Annotated in this window: 19 protein-coding genes; 7 read left to right on the top strand and 12 right to left on the bottom strand. The window is 68.4% G+C overall.

Annotated elements, in window-relative coordinates:
- Positions 1 to 67: 67 nt before the first annotated feature.
- From ACFRFH_RS02895 to ACFRFH_RS02910, 4 genes are read right to left on the bottom strand one after another with little or no spacing between them, the layout of a single operon-like run.
- A complete protein-coding gene (locus ACFRFH_RS02895) occupies positions 68 to 2,140 on the bottom strand; it encodes a glycoside hydrolase family 2 protein (protein WP_382461505.1) in 2,073 nt (690 codons plus the stop codon).
- Positions 2,141 to 2,144: 4 nt separating this feature from the next.
- Positions 2,145 to 3,005: a carbohydrate ABC transporter permease gene (locus ACFRFH_RS02900; RefSeq protein WP_382461506.1), complete on the bottom strand. Its 861-nt coding sequence runs from the start codon at positions 3,003 to 3,005 to the stop codon at positions 2,145 to 2,147.
- Between the two features lie 3 nt (positions 3,006 to 3,008).
- Entirely contained in the window at positions 3,009 to 3,932 is a 924-nt protein-coding gene (locus ACFRFH_RS02905; RefSeq protein ID WP_382461507.1) for a carbohydrate ABC transporter permease, read from the bottom strand.
- Positions 3,933 to 3,978: 46 nt separating this feature from the next.
- A complete protein-coding gene (locus tag ACFRFH_RS02910) occupies positions 3,979 to 5,361 on the bottom strand; it encodes an ABC transporter substrate-binding protein (protein ID WP_382461508.1) in 1,383 nt (460 codons plus the stop codon).
- Between the two features lie 139 nt (positions 5,362 to 5,500).
- Between ACFRFH_RS02910 and ACFRFH_RS02915 the strand changes: the two genes are divergently transcribed.
- Positions 5,501 to 6,529, top strand: a complete 1,029-nt coding sequence (locus ACFRFH_RS02915; RefSeq protein WP_382461509.1) for a LacI family DNA-binding transcriptional regulator — start codon at positions 5,501 to 5,503, stop codon at positions 6,527 to 6,529.
- A gap of 67 nt (positions 6,530 to 6,596) precedes the next feature.
- Here ACFRFH_RS02915 and ACFRFH_RS02920 read toward each other — a convergent pair whose 3' ends face one another.
- The gene (locus tag ACFRFH_RS02920; RefSeq protein ID WP_382461510.1) at positions 6,597 to 7,169 is read right to left on the bottom strand and encodes a Dps family protein; all 573 of its coding nucleotides are present in this window, start codon (positions 7,167 to 7,169) and stop codon (positions 6,597 to 6,599) included.
- Positions 7,170 to 7,326: 157 nt separating this feature from the next.
- On the opposite strand from ACFRFH_RS02920, the gene ACFRFH_RS02925 reads away from it, so the two are divergent.
- Complete coding sequence (locus ACFRFH_RS02925; protein WP_382461511.1) at positions 7,327 to 7,989, top strand: DUF1345 domain-containing protein; 663 nt, start codon at positions 7,327 to 7,329, stop codon at positions 7,987 to 7,989.
- Positions 7,990 to 8,019: 30 nt separating this feature from the next.
- Here the strand turns inward: ACFRFH_RS02925 and ACFRFH_RS02930 are convergent, their stop codons facing one another.
- Complete coding sequence (locus tag ACFRFH_RS02930) at positions 8,020 to 8,340, bottom strand: hypothetical protein (RefSeq protein WP_382461512.1); 321 nt, start codon at positions 8,338 to 8,340, stop codon at positions 8,020 to 8,022.
- Between the two features lie 506 nt (positions 8,341 to 8,846).
- On the opposite strand from ACFRFH_RS02930, the gene ACFRFH_RS02935 reads away from it, so the two are divergent.
- Entirely contained in the window at positions 8,847 to 9,830 is a 984-nt protein-coding gene (locus ACFRFH_RS02935) for an AraC family transcriptional regulator (protein ID WP_382461513.1), read from the top strand.
- Positions 9,831 to 10,353: 523 nt separating this feature from the next.
- Here the strand turns inward: ACFRFH_RS02935 and ACFRFH_RS02940 are convergent.
- Positions 10,354 to 10,701: a hypothetical protein gene (locus ACFRFH_RS02940; RefSeq protein ID WP_382461514.1), complete on the bottom strand. Its 348-nt coding sequence runs from the start codon at positions 10,699 to 10,701 to the stop codon at positions 10,354 to 10,356.
- An 838-nt stretch (positions 10,702 to 11,539) separates the two neighbouring features.
- Here ACFRFH_RS02940 and ACFRFH_RS02945 point away from each other — a divergent pair.
- Positions 11,540 to 11,953, top strand: a complete 414-nt coding sequence (locus ACFRFH_RS02945) for a DUF4383 domain-containing protein (protein ID WP_382461515.1) — start codon at positions 11,540 to 11,542, stop codon at positions 11,951 to 11,953.
- Positions 11,954 to 11,976: 23 nt separating this feature from the next.
- On the top strand, positions 11,977 to 12,543 hold the full coding sequence (locus ACFRFH_RS02950; protein ID WP_382461516.1) for a hypothetical protein: 567 nt from the start codon (positions 11,977 to 11,979) through the stop codon (positions 12,541 to 12,543).
- Positions 12,544 to 12,587: 44 nt separating this feature from the next.
- Here ACFRFH_RS02950 and ACFRFH_RS02955 read toward each other — a convergent pair whose 3' ends face one another.
- Positions 12,588 to 13,313 (bottom strand): Type 1 glutamine amidotransferase-like domain-containing protein, encoded by a 726-nt coding sequence (locus ACFRFH_RS02955; protein ID WP_382461517.1) that lies wholly within the window; start codon positions 13,311 to 13,313, stop codon positions 12,588 to 12,590.
- Positions 13,314 to 13,461: 148 nt separating this feature from the next.
- Between ACFRFH_RS02955 and ACFRFH_RS02960 the strand changes: the two genes are divergently transcribed.
- Both ACFRFH_RS02960 and ACFRFH_RS02965 read left to right on the top strand, forming a co-directional pair.
- On the top strand, positions 13,462 to 14,139 hold the full coding sequence (locus tag ACFRFH_RS02960) for a heme oxygenase (biliverdin-producing) (protein WP_382462719.1): 678 nt from the start codon (positions 13,462 to 13,464) through the stop codon (positions 14,137 to 14,139).
- 37 nt (positions 14,140 to 14,176) lie between these two features.
- A complete protein-coding gene (locus ACFRFH_RS02965) occupies positions 14,177 to 16,096 on the top strand; it encodes a diguanylate cyclase domain-containing protein (RefSeq protein WP_382462720.1) in 1,920 nt (639 codons plus the stop codon).
- Positions 16,097 to 16,105: 9 nt separating this feature from the next.
- Here the strand turns inward: ACFRFH_RS02965 and ACFRFH_RS02970 are convergent, their stop codons facing one another.
- The 4 genes from ACFRFH_RS02970 to ACFRFH_RS02985 all read right to left on the bottom strand — a co-directional run bounded on the left by ACFRFH_RS02970 (position 16,106) and on the right by ACFRFH_RS02985 (position 19,882).
- The gene (locus tag ACFRFH_RS02970) at positions 16,106 to 16,543 is read right to left on the bottom strand and encodes a hypothetical protein (protein ID WP_382461518.1); all 438 of its coding nucleotides are present in this window, start codon (positions 16,541 to 16,543) and stop codon (positions 16,106 to 16,108) included.
- A gap of 64 nt (positions 16,544 to 16,607) precedes the next feature.
- Positions 16,608 to 17,948 (bottom strand): hypothetical protein, encoded by a 1,341-nt coding sequence (locus ACFRFH_RS02975; RefSeq protein ID WP_382461519.1) that lies wholly within the window; start codon positions 17,946 to 17,948, stop codon positions 16,608 to 16,610.
- Positions 17,949 to 17,953: 5 nt separating this feature from the next.
- Positions 17,954 to 18,706 carry a hypothetical protein gene (locus tag ACFRFH_RS02980; protein WP_382461520.1) on the bottom strand — a complete coding sequence of 251 codons (753 nt, stop codon included), beginning with the start codon at positions 18,704 to 18,706 and terminating at the stop codon, positions 17,954 to 17,956.
- 90 nt (positions 18,707 to 18,796) lie between these two features.
- Complete coding sequence (locus tag ACFRFH_RS02985) at positions 18,797 to 19,882, bottom strand: fatty acid desaturase family protein (RefSeq protein WP_382461521.1); 1,086 nt, start codon at positions 19,880 to 19,882, stop codon at positions 18,797 to 18,799.
- Between the last annotated feature and the right edge of the window lie 157 nt (positions 19,883 to 20,039).

A 20,039-nucleotide genomic window follows, 5' to 3' on the forward strand; every position in this document is an offset into this window, starting at 1 on the left:
ATATACGTCGAGCGTATGAATGCTCACCTTCTTTTGTCAAGAAATACTTTTTTAGAGCGAAGTAGGGTCAGCTTCCCAACCGACGCGCCCCCCGACGATTCGGCTGCTCGATCGGGGCCGCGTCGACGAAGGTCCGCGCCAGCGTCCGCCCGTCGACGGTCAGCCACAGGTGCAGCCTGGCCGGGCCGTCAGGCGCCGGCACGGTCAGCTCGGCGGCGTCGCTGAGGCGGTACGGTGCCGCGACGACGGGAGCGGACACGGCAGCTCCCGCCGCGCCCGACAGCGCCGACCCCGCGGCGCCCCAGCCCGCGTGCACCACGCCCTCGACGCCGGCCGCACCGAGGTGCGAGACGTGCACGGACACCGCCAGCGGCTCCACGGGCACCGGGATGTCGGCGCCCGCGTGGGCCGGCACGATATCGACGACCAGCACCGTCGGGCCGAAGGAGTCCGCCGGGTTCAGCCCGCCGAGGTCTTTGCGGCGGCGGTCGGCGTCGAGCAGGCCGGCCATCTCGTGCTCGACATCGGTGAGCTCGGTGTAGACGTAACCGGCGAAGCGGTCGTGGCGGCGGATCTCCTGGGTCTGCCAGCGGACGTGCCAGGCGCGCTCCAGGCTCGTGAAGCCCGCGCCGAACTCGCTGTTGAGGATGGGGACCCCGGTGCGGGGGAACTCCGGCGAGCCGTAGAAGGACTTGTCGACGATGAAGTCGGGGCCGAGCTTGACCTCGAATGTCTCGCGCTCCCCCGCCGCCAGCTCGGCCAGGTTGCGCGCCCAGTTCGCGGGGTTCTCGTCGTAGTAGTGCCAGTCCACCAGGTCGGTGCGGACGTGCGCCCAGCCGGAGTTCTCCACGATCGGGCGCGTGTCGTCCAGCGCTCTCATGGTTTCGTAGGCGTGCGCGGCCGCGGCCGCGCGCTCGGGGCTGCCGGGGATGTCCCAATCCAGCCCCCACTCCTCGTTGTAGAGACCCCAGACGACGATCGACGGGTGGTTGCCGTCGCGGGAGACCAGCTCGGGGAGTTGCGCCTCGAAGGCTTCGGCGGCCTCCGTGCTGAACCGGCTGGGGCACGGCGGCTCGGCCCACACCAGCATGCCGGTGCGGTCGGCGTAGTCGAGCCAGAGGGGCTCCTCGAACTTGAGGTGCTTGCGCACGAGATTGAAGCCCAGTTCGCGGGCGAGTTCGATGTCGCGGACGAGCGCGTCGGCGTCCGGCGCGGTGAAGCCGGTGCGCGGCCAGTAGCCCTGGTCGAGGACCCCGCGCAGGTAGAAGCGCTCGCCGTTGAGGTACAGCTCCTCGCCGCGGGTCTCCATGCGGCGCAGACCGCCGGTGACGGTCAGCCGGTCGGCGGCCTCGCCCTCCCCCAGGGTGAGCTCGATCGCGTACAGGTGCGGGTCGTCCGGGCTCCAGAGTCGCGGCGACGTGAGCTCGATGCGGCCACCGAAGCGGCCGCCGGTGATGGGGAGCTCGATACGGCTCCCCGCGACCTCGGCCACCAGAAAGAGGCCGTCCGCCGGGTCGCCGGCGATGACCCCCTCCAGGTCGAAGCCGGTGAGCGAGTCGCCGCGCACCGAGATGTCCGCGACGTAGCTGCCGCCACGCGCCTCCAGCCAGACGCTCTGCCAGATGCCGGAGGTGGGCGTGAAGGCGACGCCGTCGTAGTCGTCGCGCGGGATGGAGCGCTGCTTGCCGTGCGGGAGGGCGCGCTTGTCGGCGGGGGCGTCGACCTCCACTCGCAGTTCGGCGGAACCGCCCGCCGCCAGCAACCCGGTGACGTCGAACTCGAACGAGCTGTGCCCGCCGGAATGCCGGCCGACCTCCACGCCATCGATCGACACCACCGCGTGGTGGTGCACCGCGCCGAAGCACAGCACGATCCGGCGTCCCGCCCATTCGGCCGGGGCGACGATCGTTCGCCGGTACACGGCGTGCTCGAGCCAGGTGCGCTGCACTCCGGAGGCCTCGGTCTCCCAGGCGAACGGCACCACGATCTCGTCGGGTGTGCGCTCGTCGCCCTCGAAGCCCCAGCGCCCGTTCAGGCTCAGCCAGGCGGCCGACCGGTCCCGGTCGGGACGCGGGTACTCGGGCCTCGGAACGTCGAGGCCGGCGGCGGTGAGGTCGACAGCGGGTTCTGCGATGGTCATGGAGTCAGCCCTTTACGCTTCCGGCGAGGATGCCGTTGATGAAGTGCTTCTGCAGCACGATGAACAGGATGAGGAGGGGGATGAGGGCGACGGTCGCCGCGGCGAGCAGCTCGCCGGTGACAGTCGCGTAGTCGGCGCCAATCTTGTTGCCCGAGATGTTCTGGGCCAGCGTCGACAGGACCACCTGGAGGGTGGCCATCCGGCTCGAGCTCGCAATGACGACCGGCCAGACGAAGTCGTTGTAGATGTTCATGATCGTCAGCACCGCGAGGCCGGCCAAGCCCGGGCGGATCACGGGCACGATCACGCGCCAGAAGATCCCGAACTCGCTGCAGCCGTCGACCCTGGCGGCGTCGAGCAGCTCGTCGGGCACGGCGGCGATGACCTGCCGCATCCAGAAGATCGCGAACGCGTCGACGGAGCCGGGGAGGATGAGCGCCTGGTAGGTGTTCACCCAGCCGAGCTCCTTCATCTCCAGCAGCAGCGGGATGATGAGGACGATCGTCGGCAGCATCAGAGTCAGCAGCACCGCGCCGAAGATCAGGTTCTTGCCGCGGAAGTCGTACTTCGCGAACGCGTACGCGGCGAGCGGCGCGAAGAAGAGCGTGATCGCGCCCTTCACGAGCAGCACGATCCCGGTGTTGAGGAAGCCGGACCCGATCGGGACGTCCTGGAACATGCCGCGGAAGTTGTCGAGGGTGAAACCGGAGAAGCCGAGCGGATCGCGGATGATCTCCGCCGCCGGCTTGAACGAGGACAGGATCGCCCACGCGACCGGCGCGAGGAACGCCACCGTCAGCACGAGCAGGAAGACGTGCGAGCCGAGGTGGAGGCGGCGCGCGCTACGGGTGTCGAGGTCGGCCATCGGTCAGTCCTTGGCTCGGAGGAGGCGGACGAACACGAGCGAGAGCGCCATGACGACGATCACGAGGAGGAACGAGTTGGCCGCTCCCGTGCCCAGGTCCGCCCGGGTGATGTGGTTGTAGAGGTAGAGCCCTGCCGTGGTGGTCGACCCGTAGGGGCCTCCCTGGGTCACCACGTACGGCTCGGCGAACATCTGGAACACCGCGAGGGTCTGCAGCACCACGCAGAACATCAGCGAGCGGCGCAGCAGCGGCACCGTGATGCTCCAGAGCTGCCGGATCCTGCCGGCGCCGTCGAGGGATCCGGCCTCGTAGAGGCTGCCGTCGATCGACTGGAGGCCGGACAACAGGATGATGACGACGAACCCGGTGGTCTTCCAGAGGAAGAGGAGGGCGAGGGTCGGCTTCGCCCAGGCGCTCGTCACCAGCCAGCCGATGTGCGGCAACCCGACTGCGCCGAGCACGGCGTTCACCGCACCGTAGTTCTGGTCGAACAGCACGATCCAGATCTGCGCCACGGCGACGAGCGGCGTCACGAACGGGACGATGAACGCCACCCGGTAGAACCCGCGCAGCCGCAGCTTCGAGGTGTTCAGCAGCACGGCGATGACCACGGAGACGACGAGCTGGACCGGGACGATCAGCAGCCAGAGGATCCCGGAGTTCGCCAGCGACGACCAGAAGTCGGGGCTGCCGAGGAGGTAGGCGTAGTTGCCGAGACCGACCCACTCCGCCGCGCCCGCTCCGTGCCAGTCCGTGAAGCTCAGGCGCAGGGTGAAGACGAGCGGGTAGATGCTGAACGCGAGGAAGATCGCGACGAACGGGAGCACGAACAGGTAGGGGGCGAGCCGGCGCCGCCAGGGCAGCCCGCGCCCACGGCGCGTTCTGCCCAGGCCGGTCGCCTGCGGTGCTGTCAGTGTTGTCGTCACGTCATGTCCTCGTGGTGCGCGTTCGGCGGAGGGGTCGGTCCGGCCGCTACTTGCGGTCGATCAGGTTGGTCTGGATGTCCGTCGACGACTGGTCGAGCACCTGCTTGGGCGTCATCGTCCCGTCGAGCATCTTCTGGAGGTCGTTTCCGAGATAGTCCACGGCCCCGGTCCACCAGGACGGGATGGGCGCGCCGCCCGGGATCTGCTTGCCCGCCGTGATCGCCGTGCTCCACAGGTCCTGATCACCCATCGCCGAGATCGGCTGGAACAGCGGCTTCGCCGGGTTCGCGGCGGGCTGGTAGGCGGGGACGGAGGTGTTGAGGCCGCCCGGGTAGACGCTGTTCGAACCGTAGACGGCGGTGTAGCCGGCCTTGTCGAACATCAGGAACTTGTAGAACAGCCAGGCGAGCTGCGAGTTCTTGCCGTCCTTGGGCAGCACGAACGACGAGCCGCCCATCGCACCGCTGCGGGCGCCGCCGCTCGACCAGGCGGGCAGCGACATGGCGCGCCAGTCGCCGACCGTGGTCTTCAGCTGCTGCTGCGGCGCGAAGTCGAACCACTGCGCCCACGGGTAGAAGACCTCGCTGCTGGAGTCGAGGGCTCCGATGTCGCTGGGGCTGAGGTACTCGGCGCGTGTGCCGAGGCCCTGCTTCTGCACCGAGTCGAGCCAGGTCAGGATCTTCGTGTACTGCGGGGAGTCCAGGCGGAGCTTGCCGTCGGCGCCGGCGAGGCTGGTGCCGAGCTGGCTCGCGTACATCTCCAACTGGAGCTGGCCGAGGAAGGTGGTCTGCTCCAGGTGGATCGGCTTGGCCCCCGGCTTGTAGGCCTGGTACTTCTTGGCGGCGGCGATCAGGTCGTCGTAGGTGCGGATGCCGCTCGGATCGATGCCGGCCGCGCTCAGGGCCTTGGCGTTGTAGAACAGGAGGCCGGGGTCGAGGTCGAACGGGACGCCGTAGATGCCGCCCTTGACCGTGTTGACGTCGACCTTCTGCTTGGCGATGTCCTTCGTGTAGGGCGCGAGCACATCCTTCAGGTTCCAGAGGTAGTCGACGTAGCCGCCGACCTTGGCGTCGTCGAGGAACACCCCGTCCGGCACGTCGGTGCCGGTGATGAGCGTGTTCTGGAGCTTGCTGTCGATGTCGACGGCCTCATGCTTGACGGTGATGCCCGGGTAGACCTTGTTGAAGTCCTTGATCGCGGCGTCGAACACCTTGAACAGGTCGCCGGAGCGGTCCCAGATGGTGATGGTGCCCTTCGGCGAGCTCGCGGTGGGGGCCTTCAGGACCGAGGTGTCGGACGTGGAGGTGGAGGCGCTGCCGGAGCCGATCTCCGGGCCGCAGCCGCTCAGGCCGACGGCGACGAGCGCCGCGGTGGCCACGGCCGCGACGCGGACTGCAGCGCCGCGGGCGTTGCGGGGGGTGAGCTTCATGACACTCCTTTGTGCAGGATCGACGATACGTCGGCCGGGGGGTCCGCTCGGCGCGGTGGGTTTGCCAACGTATGCAAACCATAACCCACATTTGCAATCGTTGCAAACGATAGGATGTGGAAACTGCGAGAGGAGAGCCATGCCCGCGACGTTGCGCGATGTCGCCGATCGAGCGCAGGTGTCCGTGCGGACCGTGTCCAACGTGGTCAGCGGCTACGAGCATGTGAGCGAGAAGATGCGCACCCGGGTGATGCGCGCCATCGACGAGCTCGGCTACGTCCCGAACCCCGTCGCCCGCACCCTGCGCACGGGGAAGACCGGCCTGCTCTCCCTGGTCGTGCCGGAGATCGACGTCCCGTTCTTCAGCGAGCTGGCGCGCGCGGTGATCGACGAGGCCGACGCGCTCGGATTCCAGGTGATGATCGATCAGACCGGGCACGACCACGAGCGCGAGCGCCAGCTGCTGCGCGGCGGGGGCCGGCGCAACCTGTTCGACGGGATGCTGTTCGCGCCTCTTGCGACACGGGAGGAGCTCGACGACGTCGAGGCCTCGGAGGAGCTGCCCATCATCCTGCTCGGCGAGCACGTCTTCGACGGACGGTTCGATCATGTGGCGATCGACAATGTCCAGGCCGCCCACGACGCCACGACGCACCTCCTGGAGAGCGGGCGCACCCGCATCGCCGCGATCGGCGCCCAGCCCAAAGAGGAGTACGCCACCCCACTCCAGCGCACCAAGGGGTTCCAGCTCGCACTCGAAGAGCACGGACGCCAGCCGGTCGAGGCCCTCCAGATGACGGCGCCGCACTACGGCCGCGCCGACGGCTATGCCGCCGCGGCCGCGCTCATCGCGCAGGGCCGTCGCCCCGACGCGATCTTCTGCTACTCCGACCTCCTCGCGATGGGCGCCGTCCGTGCCGTGTTCGACGCCGGACTACGCGTGCCGGAGGACATCGCAGTGATCGGAATCGATGACATCGAGGAGGGCCGGTACTCGCGCCCCTCCCTCAGCACCGTCTCTCTCGACATCCCCTTCATCGCCCGCACTGCGGTCAAACGGCTCGCCGGCCGGATCGACGATCCGACACTGGACGCGCAGGAGTTCATCGCCCCCCATCAGCTGATCCCGCGCGAGAGCACTGCGGGAGAAGAGGCGGTCAGCCGGTGAGGTCGCGCAGAAAGGCCGCGTAGCCGCCGGGTGCGCGGCCGGTGAGACGAGTGTCGCGCCGTTCCCCTCACTTGACGGCGGGGCGCCGGTTCTCCGCGCTGACCATCCAGGCCAGCTGCTCCAGGCGGTCGATGATCTGATGCAGCAGGTCTGCGGAGGTCGGGTCCTCCGCGTCGACCTCGTCGTGCACGGAGCGCATCGTGCGCACGACGGTCTCGAGCCGGTCCGTGATCAGATCCACTGCGTCGGAGGTGTCGATCTCGCCGTTCGGGAACTGCGCCAGCGCTGTCGTCTCCGACACCGTCCGCGACCGGCCGTCCGTGGTCGCGTGAAATGCGCGCAGCCGCTCGCCCACCGCGTCGCTGAACTCGCGCGCGGCGTCCACGATCTCGTCCAGCTGCAGGTGCAGGTCGCGGAAGTTGCGGCCGACGATGTTCCAGTGCGCCTGTTTGCCCTGCAGGGACAGCTCGATCAGGTCGACCTGGACCCGCTGGAGGTCACCTGCCAGCGCTGCCGAGGCGACGAAGCCGTTCTCGGCGTTCTCGCGCCGGGTCTCGTGCTCGCCGGGGGCCGCACCTTTCGCGCGCGTCGTTCGGGGCGCGGCCGCCGCCGTGGTCGGGTTCTTGGATGTCGTAGCCACAGTGGGCCCTCCTTCGGTCCGTGTTCAGCGCGAACCTAGGCTCGGCTCCCCCTCCCGACCAGCGGGTTGACCTGCCGACGAATCGTGATGCCGAGGAACGATGAAGACATGCTCAGGTACCTGGGAAGCACGCCGTCGCGGTGGGAGCGTCTGTGGCATGAACGCAGAGAAGCAGGCGTCGCGGCACACCTCCGGGATCCGCACCGCCATCATGATCGTCGCCGGCGTCGTCGCAGCGGCTGTGATGGGGCTGTTCGGCCAATGGGCGTACGCCGCAGCGGTGGGCTGGGCGGTCGCGTGCGCCGTATATCTCGTCTGGGTCTGGATCACCATCTCCCGCATGGGCGGTTCCGAGACCGGGCGGCATGCAGCGGCGGAGGACCCGGCCCGAACCACCAGCGACACCCTTTTGCTCATCGCCTCGATCGCCAGCCTCGCGGCCCTGGTGCTGCTGCTGGGCCAGACTAAGAACGCCTCGCCGCCGGGGAAGGATCTGATCGCCGCGCTCGGCGTGGCCTCCGTGGGGCTGTCGTGGTTCTTCGTCCACACCCTGTACACGCTGAGGTACGCGGTCCTCTACTACAACGAGCCTGCCGGAAGCCGGAAGCGCGGGATCGACTTCAACGAGGACACCCCGCCTCGCTACCTCGACTTCGCCTACCTGTCGTTCACCGTCGGGATGACCTTCCAGGTCTCCGACACCGACATCTCCAGCCAGCGGATCCGCGCCGCCATCCTGCGGCACATGCTGCTGTCGTACCTGTTCGGCGCCGTCATCATCGCGGCGACGGTCAACCTCGTCGCCAGCCTCGCCTCCTGAGTCGGGCACAGAGGTGTTCGTGACTCGCGCTCAGCGGTGACGGAGCTCCCGTCGGATGTGCAGGTGCGCTCCAGGCGCGGAGGCCAGGTCTTCAAGCCCCAACTCGATCAGGGCGAGGCGCGCACGGAGAACGACCGAGCGTGGGAGCCCCGCGAGCTGCGCAAGCCGCGTGTGACTCAGCGTCGAGACTCCAGTGCCCGAAGCGTGCGACGCCTCGAACTGGGCGACCGTGAGCACGACCCCACGGTCGAGGGCCTTCGCGGCCAGGAGCGGGCTCGCGTCAGGGTGGGAGAGCGCACGATCGACCGCGGCGATCCACTCGTCACGCCCCTCGAATCGGATGTCCTCCATCGCCTACCGCTTGACGAAGCCGACCACACGAGCGAATCCGCGACGCGGGCGCTGCTCGGGGGTCAGCCGCTCCGAGTCACCCGCGTCGCTCTCGGCCGGCGCTTTCGGCATACCCACGAACCCGACGGACTGGCACCGCGTGCAACTCCACAGGTGGCTGTGGACCGCGAGGCCGACGCCGTAGTACGGATTGCCGGCCACACGCGCGCGCGAGCCGCAGTTCGGACAGGTGCGCCTCCGCGACGGGGATATCGCGTCGGTCATCGAACGCCGGCCGCGTGGATCGTGGATGGGTGCATACGTTTCCGCCTCGGGAGGTCGTTCAGCAGGATGCGGCGGCCCTCCCCACCCGAAGGGGAGGGCCACCGTTCGCCGCCGACGGGGGCGCGGCTCGGCGACCCATCCACGCTATGCACGTCGGCAGGCCGCGGCTATCCGTCGAGCGCGGCGCCCTGTCCGAAGTGCGCGACCCCCGCGCGTTTCGTTAGTGCACATACAATCTCCGCATGCGCCCCCAACACGACGAGATGTTCAGGAGCCGCCGCATCGCTTCGGGACGCGACGTCGAGCTGGCCCGTCGCGCGCTCTCCGACGTCTTCCTGCCGGTGGACTTCCCCCATGCGCGATCGACGACCGCCGTCGACCTGACCCTCAACGCCCTGAGCGTCGGTCGGATCGTGTGCGGCTTCCTTCGGTTCGGGGACGCTGTGCGCCTCGACACCGCCGAGGCGGAGAACTACCACCTGAACATCCCGACCAGCGGCGCCGCGACGATGCGCGCGGCGCTCGGCGCGCCCGTGTACGGGACCCCCCGGACGGCCGGGGTCTTCATGCCGGGGAGACCGGTCGGGTTCGACTTCAGCGAGCGCTACTCCCAAATCGCGCTGATGATCCCCTGCGACGGGCTGCAGCTCGAACTGGAGGACCTGCTCGGCGAACGCCTCGCTCGCCCGCTCGAGTTCGACGCCGAGCTGAGCCTGACCGGAGCGGGCGGACAGTCGATCCTGCACGCGCTGCGGATGATCGACGCTGCCTCGACGCATCCGGACGGTCCACTCGGTCACCCGCTGGCCGCGCAGCGACTGGAGCAGATGCTGATCCAGGGCCTGCTGTTCGCGCAGCCGCACAACCACTCGGCACGGCTCTCCGAGCCTGCACCCGCGGCGGGGAAGCGTCCGGTGTCGAACGCGGCGGAACTCTTGCGCAGCGACCCCGCACACCTGTGGACGGTCGCCGAGCTGGCCGCGGCCGTCTCGATGAGCGTCCGCAGCCTCCAGGAAGGCTTCCGCCGGTCGCTGGATACGACACCGATGGCGTATCTGCGCAGGCTCAGGCTGGAGAGAGCGCATCGCGAACTGTCCGCCGCGGAGCCCGGCACGGTCAGCGTGACCGAGGTCGCCACCCGTTGGGGATTCGTCCATCTCGGCCGCTTCGCGGCGGCGTACACCAGCGCGTACGGCGAGCGGCCGTCGGCGACGCTCCGGCGGTAACCGCCAAGGAGAACCCACGCCGCGTCCGCCCGAAAGGTGCGGCGTGGGCCCCGCCGATCGCGATCGCCGCCCCGCCTCAGTCGCGGGTCCGTGTCGCGCCGGCTCCCTCGAACCCTGTCAGGAGGGACCGAGGAGCCTCCTCGTCGTCTTCGTCGGCCACGATGGGCGGTGCAGATCACCTTCGTAGGGGCCGTACGGTCTGCCGTCCACAGAGAACCGCTCGGCTGAAGCAAGCACCATGTCGATCACCCCGTACCCGCGCGCGCCTGAAGGCGATGCGAGCAGACGCAGGGTCGGGTCCCAACGCTCTTCGGTCGTGTCTACGACAGCCACATGGTAATCCGGCCGCGCCCGCAGCGGACACGGTTGGACGCGAAATCCGCGCGGACGGGATCACCGTCGCGTGGTCCGGCTCTCGTGATCCAGGTGGACAACTGCGTCTACTTGCGACTCCGCAACTGTAGAGAGAAGCTGTCCGAGTACTGGCCCCGCGTCGTAACCCGAGACGATGACGGGGCCAGATTCAGGTCTGCGCACGGCCCTCTTCCCGCAGCCGGCGCAGGTTCGCGATCGCCGGCTCGAGGCCGGCGCGATAGCGTGCCAGGTTGGCGGCGAGGTCAGGGTGGGACAGCTGCTCCCTGAGTCCGCGCGAGATGTTGGTCCGTGCCGCGTCCATCCACTGCGCGATGTCGCGTTCTCGGGCCCAGAGGGCGTCGGCCTGCCACGCGATGAGGGTGCCGCGGATCCAGTCGGCTGGGGTGTTCGGTTGACGGTTGGGCGGACACAGACGGTTCTTGATCGCGGGGTCGGAACGCGTCGCCTCGACGTAGCCGATCAGAGACGAGTTGAACGGCGTGAGGCCGATCCGCATCGACTGCAGCCGGATCCGGTTCGGGCTGAAGATCGGGACCTCGGGCGCCGCATCGCACTCCGTCGTCCACCTCGAAAGCGGGAGGGCTCGTTGCGGGAACACGCGGCTCGAGGTAGGCCGCGTCGACGACTGCTCGGCGGGCAGTGACCTCGCAGCGATCGCCGGTCAGGCGGCTGACGAACTCCCCCTGCCCGACGTAGTCGCACTGCGGGAAGAAGCGGACCCGACCGGAGGCGAGGAGCCGCTCGTCCATCACCCGCTCGTAGTACGCGCAGATCTCCCGCCCCGACGCGCGCTCGTACATCCCGGCGTTGAGGCCGGTCGTGTCGATCGCGTCGGTGCCGAGCGGCAGCGAGTCGACGCCGTAGTACGCGGAGGGCTGGTGCAGACGGATGAACGGGTAGCTGTCGTTCCAGTGGCCGCCGGGGGCGAAGCGCCGATCGACCATGATCACGTCGGCGTCGGACGCCGTGATCAGCGAGTCGACGAACGCCATCCCCGACGCACCGGCGCCGACGACCAGATAGTCGGTCTCCAGAATCCTGCTCGCCATCGCTGCCGTCCTCTGCCCGATCCGGGAGCCGACAGCCGATCGAACGCCTGCTCGGTTACGTCAAGAATGCGCCGTGCGAGGAGGGGACCACCAGCCCGCCGTCGAACACGAATTCCACGCGCTCAGCGCGCCGGCGGGGCGCGGCCGCCTCCTCTCTCGGTCATTCAGGTGTTGCACAGCAGAAATCCAGGCGTTTTGCAAGGGGTCTTCATGCCACTCCGAATCAGACGATGCTTCGAGTCAGGAAGAGGCGCGCGACCGTGCGCCGCCAGGGAGGGAACCACAATGCGCACATCACCGAACCGCCTCGTCGCCACCATTTTCGGCGCCGTCTACCTGCTCGTCGGCCTGCTCGGCTTCGCCTTCACCGGCGGCGTCGGCTTCGTAGCCACCAAGGGTGGCCTGATCCTCGGCATCTTCGAGGTCAACCCGCTGCACAACATCGCCCACCTGCTCATCGGCGCGGCGTTGCTCATCGCCGGCCTCACCCGGGCAGCTGCGGCGAAGGCCGTCAACACCACCGTGGGAGCCGTCTACCTGCTCCTGGGCATCGTCGGCTTCTTCCTGGTCGGAACCGGGGCGAACATCCTCGCCCTGAACACCCCCGACCACTTCCTCCACTTGGTGAGCGCCATCGTGCTCCTCGGTGTCGGTCTCGGCGCCGAGCGGACTGTGCGCTCCCGTTCGGTCGTCGCCTGACCGACCAGGCCACGGCGCTTCCCATGAGCAGGATGTCAGGGACCGCCAGCATCGCGGAGGTCCGGAGCACGCAAAGGTCAGCCGGGCGCGCCTCCGCGGTTGCCCCCGGGGTGCGGGCGTTCCTCGCCGTGGCCGCGCTGGGGGCCGGGCTGCTTCATGCAGCACTGGCCCCCGGCGCTCCTCCGGTTCTGCTGGGGCTCCTGATCGCGATCGCGGCCGCTGAACTCGGCTGGGCTGCCGTGGCACTAGCCAGCGACCGGCCACCGCTGTTTGCGGTCGTACCCGTGCTGGCCCTGCTTCCTGTCGCCGTCTGGGCGGCCTTGGCCGTCGTGGGCGCGACCGCGTCGTCGGGTTCTGTTCTCGTGCTCCCGCTCGCGCCCATGGCGGTCGCGTCGTTGCTCGATCTCGCCGTCGCCGGCACATCGGCGGTCGTGATCCGCCGCGATCGGCCGGCTCCGCAGGACACCGGGGCGCTGCGGTTCGTGATCGCTCTCGCGCTCAGCGCGGCGGCCGTCTGCGCGATCACGATCCCCGCTCTCGGGCTCACCGAATCCGGGGTGGCGGCTGTCACGGTTCATCACCACCACTGAGGCCATCGGTGAGTTGCAGACCGAAATTCGCGATCGGCTGACGCTCACCTGCCGATCGTGGTGACCAGCACGCCGCCCTCGGCCGGGAGCACCCGCCAGACGGTGCCCGCGCCCTCGACCCGGAATGCGCCGTCGTCCACGATCAAGGCCGTGCGCTCGTCGATCCCGAGGGCGCCGGGGATCAGTCCCGCTTCGATCGCTGCGACCAGCCGGGAGAGCATCCCGCGCTGGGCGACGTGGACCTCGACGGCCACGTCAACGAGGCCGATACCCGCCTCGATCTCCAGCTCTTCGCCCGTCTCGCCGGGTTCCTCCGGTGAGACGGCCACCCCGCCGATGCGCGCGCCGCCTCCGAGCGAGCCCTCCGCCGCGATCATCGCGCCGGCCGAGACCCCGAGGTAGGGGACGCCGGCGGCGACCAGCCGGCGCAACTCGCCGAACACGGGCTCGAGTCCGGCGCGCACCTGCTCGACGTAGCCGCCGCCGACCGCGATGCCGTCGACGTCGGCGATCGACTCGACTCCGATCGGCTCATCACGGCGCCCCGCGATCAGGCGCAGCTCGATCGCGGCTCCCCCTCCCGCGGCGGCCAGGAGTTCGCCGAGCGCCGCCGCCTTCTCCTCGGCCTCCGGGTGCAGCGAGATCACGGCGATGCGCGGCTGCGCGCGTCCCGCGCGGCCCGCTCGCTGCGCTGCTTCGTCGACGAACGGTGCGTAGAGCGGGGCATCCGCGACGGTGGTGGCGCCGCCGCCGATGAGGTGCACGCTCACGCGTCACACCCGGTCGAGTCTGAGGTCATCCCACGAGGCTACAGGGGCAGAAGCGGAGGCCGACGCTCCGTGCGAAGTGTCATCATGCGGTTAGACTCCGACGTCGCCACTTAGCGAGAAGGCCGAACAGGAGGACACCGGTTTGCAGATCAGCGAGTCCGCAGAGCAGGCGGGAACGGCCGCGCGCACGCTGCGCCCTGAACCGATCCCCTTCTCGCAGGCCCTCCGCGAGCGCACGCGCGCGGTCCACGAACGGAGCGAGGGCGCGCTCTTCATGCAAGACCTCATGGCGGGGCGCGGCAGCCGCGACGACTACATCCGCCTCCTGGCTCAGTACTGGTTCATCTACGGCGCGCTCGAAGAAGCCGGATCGGCGCTCTCGGACGACCCCGTGGTCGCCCCGTTCGTCGCGGACGAGCTGACCCGGCTGCCGGCGATCGAGGCCGACCTGGCGTTCCTCATCGGAGCCGACTGGCGCGACCGGATCGAGGCGCTGCCGAGCACCTCCCGCTACGCGGCGCGCATTCGCGAGGTCGGCGCCACCTGGCCGGAGGGGTTCGTCGCCCACCACTACACGCGCTACCTGGGCGACCTCTCGGGTGGCCAGATCGTGCGCACCCTGCTTCACCGTCATTACGACCTGGAGGCCGAGGCCCTCGCGTTCTACCGGTTCGACCGGATCGACAAGCCCAAGGTCTTCAAGGACCACTATCGGGAGGCGCTCGATGCCATCGACTGGACCGAAGAACAGCGCGACCGTGTGATCGCAGAAGCGGCGGTGGCCTTCGAGTTCAACGCCGGGCTCTTCGACGACGCGGCCGCGTGACTGTTCCCGGGACGAACCCGGGTTAGTGTTGGCGCTGATGACTGAAAGCCTGATCCTGTCCGATCCCTCTGAACGCCGGCGTTTGGAAGAGTGTGTCAAGGAACCGATCCGGACGCCGGGCCGTATCCAATCGCACGGGATACTCTTCGTCGTCGACACGGCGACATTCGAGATCGTCGTTGCGAGCGAGAACGCGTCGGAGTGGCTCGGTCGCTCGGTCACCGCGCTCGGAAGCCCCTCGCTCGAGTGGAGCGTCGCCTCTGAACCGCACGGCGATCCCGTGCGGGTCGAACTGGACGGGCGCCGTTTCGATGCCGTGACCCACTCGCTCGACGGACGGGTGGTCGTCGAGCTCGAACCGATCGACGACGGCCCCGGGCTCCCGACGCCCTCCGTCGTCGGCGCCATCCGCCTGCTCGGCGCGATCGCGGACCCCGATGCGCTGCGACAGGCCGCGGCCGAGGAGATCAAGCGCATCACCGGATTCGACCGGGTGATGGTCTACCGGTTCTTCCCGGACGGGCACGGCGAGGTCGCGGGCGAAGCCGCGGAAGACGACATGGAGCCCTACCTCGGGCTGCGGTTCCCCGCCTCCGACATCCCCCAGCAGGCCCGATCGCTGTACATCACCAAGCTGTCGCGCGCCATCGTCAGCACCTCCGACCCCGGGACGGCCCTCCTCTCGAACGACCCGGGTGCTGCGGCTCTGGATCTCAGCCAGGCCGAACTGCGTGCTGTCTCTCCGCACCACCTCCAGTTCATGCGCAACATGGGACAGGCTTCCACCGTCTCGTACTCGCTGATCGCCGATGGGCGTCTGGTCGGGATGATCACCTGCGCGCATCGCACCGAGCGGCGGATGCCCATCCTGCTGCGCCGGGCACTGGAAGTGCTCACCACGCAAGTCACCCTGCAACTGGAGTCGCTCGAGTCGATCGCGCATCTGCGTCGCGACCTGACCATCCGGGAACGTCGCGCGAACCTCCTCTCGGACGTGCTCGCGGCCGAAGACGTTCTGCAGGGGCTGGCCGACAACGGCGACGAGCTTCTGGACCTGGTCGGCGCCGACGGGGCCATCCTGGTCCTGGACGGCATCAGCCGGAGCATCGGCGCTGTGCCCGACGGCGACCGCAGTGAACTGCTCGCGGCGATCGGCACCGAGTACCTCTGCACCGACGAAGTCGAACGAACCCACACCGGGCTCGCCACTCTGATGCCGGGGCTGGCCGGCCTGCTGGTGATCCCGGCCGCCGAAGGGGTGCTCGTCTTCTTCCGCCGTGAGGTGACCCAGGTCATCCGCTGGCTCGGGGACCAGTCGGCCGAGAACCGCGAGACACCGCTCTCCCCGCGACGATCCTTCTCCGAATGGCGGCAGAGCGTGAAAGGAACGTCACTCGCGTGGGGTTCCACTGCGGAGGAAGCGCGCGACCTCGGCCGCGACATCACCCGTGTGATCGTCAGGCGCAACGAGACCCGGTTGGCGCGCCTCGCCCTGGTCGATCATCTGACCGGACTCCACAACCGGAGGGCGTTCGAGCACGAACTCGAGCGGGCGATCGCGGAAGGACAGCCCGGCATCGTGCTGTTCATCGACCTCGACGGGTTCAAGGAGATCAACGACAGATACGGGCACGAGACGGGTGACACGGTCCTGCGCGCGGTCGCCGACCGGCTCACGGGCGCCTCCCGGGACTCCGACCTGATCGCTCGACTGGCCGGCGACGAATTCGTCGCGCTGTCACCCGGCACGTCGCAGGTGGGCGGCGAGAGCTTGGCCACGCGACTGATCGAGGCCATCAAGGCACCGATCGACACCGCAGTAGGCCAGGTCGGCGTCACAGCATCGTGCGGCGTCGTGGGCCTCCTCGCCGGCAACACCTCCAAGCAGCTTCTGGATGCCGCCGACGCCGCCATGTACCGGGCGAAGAAGGCCGGACGCGACCGCGTCTCGGAGTGAGGCCCGCAGTCAGCCTGACTGCCTAGAGTGCTCGATCCGTTCCGCCTCCGAGCGGCACGACCGCGACATGCTCACGGCCGCCGGCGTACCAGACCAGCTCGGCCGTGTCGATCCACTCGGTCGGCCCTGGCGAGACCGGACGCCGTGACCCGTCCAGGACGCCATCCCATTCGGCGTCGGACCCCCCACCTCGATCGACCGGGTGGAGGACGCCCACGCACTCACCGTGTCGAGCAGGGCGTCGACGCGCTCGGGCTCGGGCTCGGCGAAACCTCGCAGTGTCACATGGCCGGTGTTCGGATGCGGCAGCCCGCTCGGCAACCGGTCGAGCGCGTCCCGTTGCTCCTCCTTGTAGAACGCTGCGACGTCGGCCGCGGGTCGGAGGACGAGGTACTGCTGGCCCTCGAGAGAGGCCACGGTCGCCGGGTCGGTCATGAACGGTCGCATCACGCACAGCCTCCGTCGGTCGGGACACTGACACCAGTCTGTCAGGGCTGTCGCGGCGTCGGAGTCACGGCACGAGTGCCGCCTGCCAGAACGCGTTCGCGACCTCGGGATGCACGATGTTGCTGTGGCCGCCGACGAAGAAGTTGTCATTCTTCACGGTGTTCCGGCCCATGACGGAGTCGGACGTGTCGATGACGGCGTCACCGACGAGGTGATAGTTCTGTTTCGCCAGGAATCCGTACTGCTGGGGCACAGCAGGAGCTTTGCGAATCGTGTCTTGACACGAGTTCACTCCCGAAAAGGACCAGAATCCGAGCGCTCCCGCCCGGGGCGCCGACTGCGGCAGCGTGTCCCACCCGCGCCAGGCGGAACCTCGCCAGAAGTGCTTGGCCATGTACTCGAGGCGCTCCGCTCCGGGGAAGACCCTGCCGAGGGCGTAGTCGTACTTCGACGTGACGGCGATGGCGGCCCCATCGACCTTTCTTCGCGGATCGAGGACGGTGGAGAACGGGCCAGCCGGATCTTTGTAGGCGTTCGGCTTGGGGTCGAAGCCCCACGTCGAGAACGCGGCCTCCACGAGGAAGAGCGTGTGGACCGATCGGACGTTCGCCGGGTGACGCGGGCGAGGGTCTCGAAGCGTTTCGGACAGCAGTTTCGCTCCGAAACTGTGGCCCATGAGATGGAATCGCGGTGCCGAGCCGCCCTGTGTCCCGTCCGGGGCCTCGCCTGCCGCGTCTTGGAGCTTGGCGAGGATTTTCGCGGCTCCTTCACGACCGACGACTCCCGCTCGCGCCTCCATCTGGAAGAACGAGAGGATCGGCACGACGCTGTAGGCGACGTTCGTGAAGGTGGGCTTGGTCTCGGTGTCGAGATCCAGCGGTCCTCCCGGAGCGGTCGGCTCCAAGCCGTGCGGGAGCGGGTGATCCTTGCGCTGCGTCCGGACCGGGAGGGGACGGCTGGGCCAATGCACACCGACGACCAGCGGACGGAAGGCGGCCGCGCCTGCCAAGGAGGGCGGTATGGCCTTCTCCATCTGCTCGACCCAAGCGGAGAACGTGTCTATCGCCCCGCCGAGGTCCGCCATCCATCCGTGGGCGATGAAGAAGATGTCGCTATATGGTCGGTTGGCCGTCCGCGCACTGCGAATCTCGCGTGCGATCGCGTCGCTGAGCAGGCAGCGCTCGCGATGGGATTGCTTGACCACGTCTTCGGCGCGTGTGCTGCTGTCGGCGAACGCGGCGTCCGAAGCGCGCCGGAGCGACCGCCGGATGGGACCGACCCGATAGGGTCGGCGCCCCACCTGAGGCTCGCCGTCGTCGTCGTCCAGTTCGACGCCGCGTCGATCCAGACTCACGAGATAGTAGGACGCTCCCTTGCGGGCTCCCTGGGGCTTGATGATCGGCATGAGCGTTACGGGATCGGCGTGGTCGTCGTCTCCGGCTGGGAGACGACCTGCGCGTTCGACGGTGATGTGCCGATCGCGGTGGAGCGACTCTGGACGCTGCCGCGTGAGATGTCGGTCCCGAGGATCGAATAGGTACTCGACGCAGTCGCGTGCTCGCCACTCTTCAGCTGGCCTGCTGGACCGGGCCACTTGTACGTCGCCAGACCGGGCGCCTGCAACGAGTCGGCGATGTGAACATTCGTCAGGGTTTGCGAGCCGGAATTCGAGACCTTGAAGGTGAAGGTGATCGGATCACCGGGGGCTGGCGGGACACTGAACGTTGGCGCTGGGGTGTTACTGACCACAAGCGGACCGCTGGCGCTACTGGTGCCATCCACTCCTGTGGCTTTGAGGAGCGCGGCGTTGGACGCTTCGTTCGCCTTGGTCGCGAAGTAGAAGGCCACCGCCGTGCCGGAGGTGGCGACGATGCCGCCGATGAGGATGTTCTGCAGTGCGGTGTTCGTTCCGCCCAGGGTCGCTGCGGTCAGGATCACCAGCGTTGCGATGAGCGTCACGGCGATCCACGCCCGGACAACGCTGTTGCCGGCTTTCTCACGGTTCGTCGAGCTGGGCCAGCCATAGACCAACAGGGCAGCGAATGCCGCCACCATGGCTGCACCGAGAATGACGAGCAACCACCCCGTGGTCAGGTCATTGGATATCGCACCTTGTGCTGCGGCCGTTGCCCCCGACGGTAAGTGGATGAACTGAGTGATCATCGCGACGCCACCTCCCTGACATCCAAGCGATCTGGCGGAAGTGTGGCAGACAAGTTTGTCTATGGCAAGGGTTTCTTGAGTTATCCTCAGTTAAATATCTCGCGTCACCGCATGCGTCTGCCGCAGTTCCAGCAACGGACAACTGAACGGGTCCGCGTCGCCCAGACCGACGCGATTGATGTGCCGGGTCACGATCGCGTAGGAGGCCAGCAGACCGGTCTCCGTGTACGGGACGCCGTGCTCTCGGCAGTAGTCGCGGATGGTGGGCGCGGCACGTCTCAGGTGCGGACGCGGCATCGACGGGAACAGATGATGCTCGATCTGGTAGTTGAGGCCGCCCATCATGAAGTCCAGCATCCGGGTGCCGCGGATGTTGCGGCTCATCAGCACCTGCCTGCGCAGGAAGTCCAGCCGGGCGTCGTGGGGCACCAGCGGCATCCCCTTGTGATTCGGGGCGAACGACATCCCCATGTAGAAGCCGAACAGGCCGAGCTGGATGGCCAGGAAGACGGCCGCCTTGTCCGGAGAGAGGACCCACAGCACCAGCGTCAAATAGCCGACGATCCGCACCGACAGGAATGCGATCTCCACGGGACGATGTTTGACGGGCTCGCGCTGGAGGACGCGCCGGACGCTGGAGGCGTGCAGCGACAGCCCCTCCAGCAGCAGGATCGGGAAGAAGAACCAGCCCTGGTGGCCGAGGAGCCAGCGCAGCGGGGCCGGGCGTGTGGCCACCTGCCCGGGCGTGAACGCGATCACCGGGAGCTCGAGGTCCGGGTCGGTCCCGAGCTGGTTGGGGTTGGCGTGATGACGGGTGTGCTTGTGCTGCCACCACCCGTAACTCATCCCGACGAACAGGTCGCCGACCACCAGGCTCACCCAGTCGTTCCAGCGGCCCGAGCGGAAGATCTGGCGGTGCGCGCTGTCGTGGCCCAGGAACGCGATCTGCGTGAACAGGAAGGCGAAGAGCACGGCGGTGAACAGCTGCCACCAACTGTCGCCCACCAGCACGAAGCCGAGCACCAGCAGGCCGGTGAGCACCGGCACCAGCACGATCTTCGTCCAGTAGTACCCGTAGCGCCGCCGGAGCAGGCCGGACTCCCTGATCACTGCCGCCAGCGCTGTGTACTCGTTGGCTGCCGGAACTGCCGGTCGAATTCGGGAGATCTCGGACATCGTCACGCCCATTCACGCTCATGACGTCAGGGTCCAGGACGACGTACTGCCAGCGTACGCGCGAGAAGCACGCGCGCCAGTCTGGAGTATCGTGGGGGTGGACGCAGTCCTGGACCCAGGCCGCATCGCGAAACCGGGCATGCGCAGGCGAAAGGGC

Origin of the sequence: Leifsonia sp. NPDC056824, from assembly GCF_042789575.1 — a bacterium.
Lineage (GTDB): Bacteria > Actinomycetota > Actinomycetes > Actinomycetales > Microbacteriaceae > Leifsonia.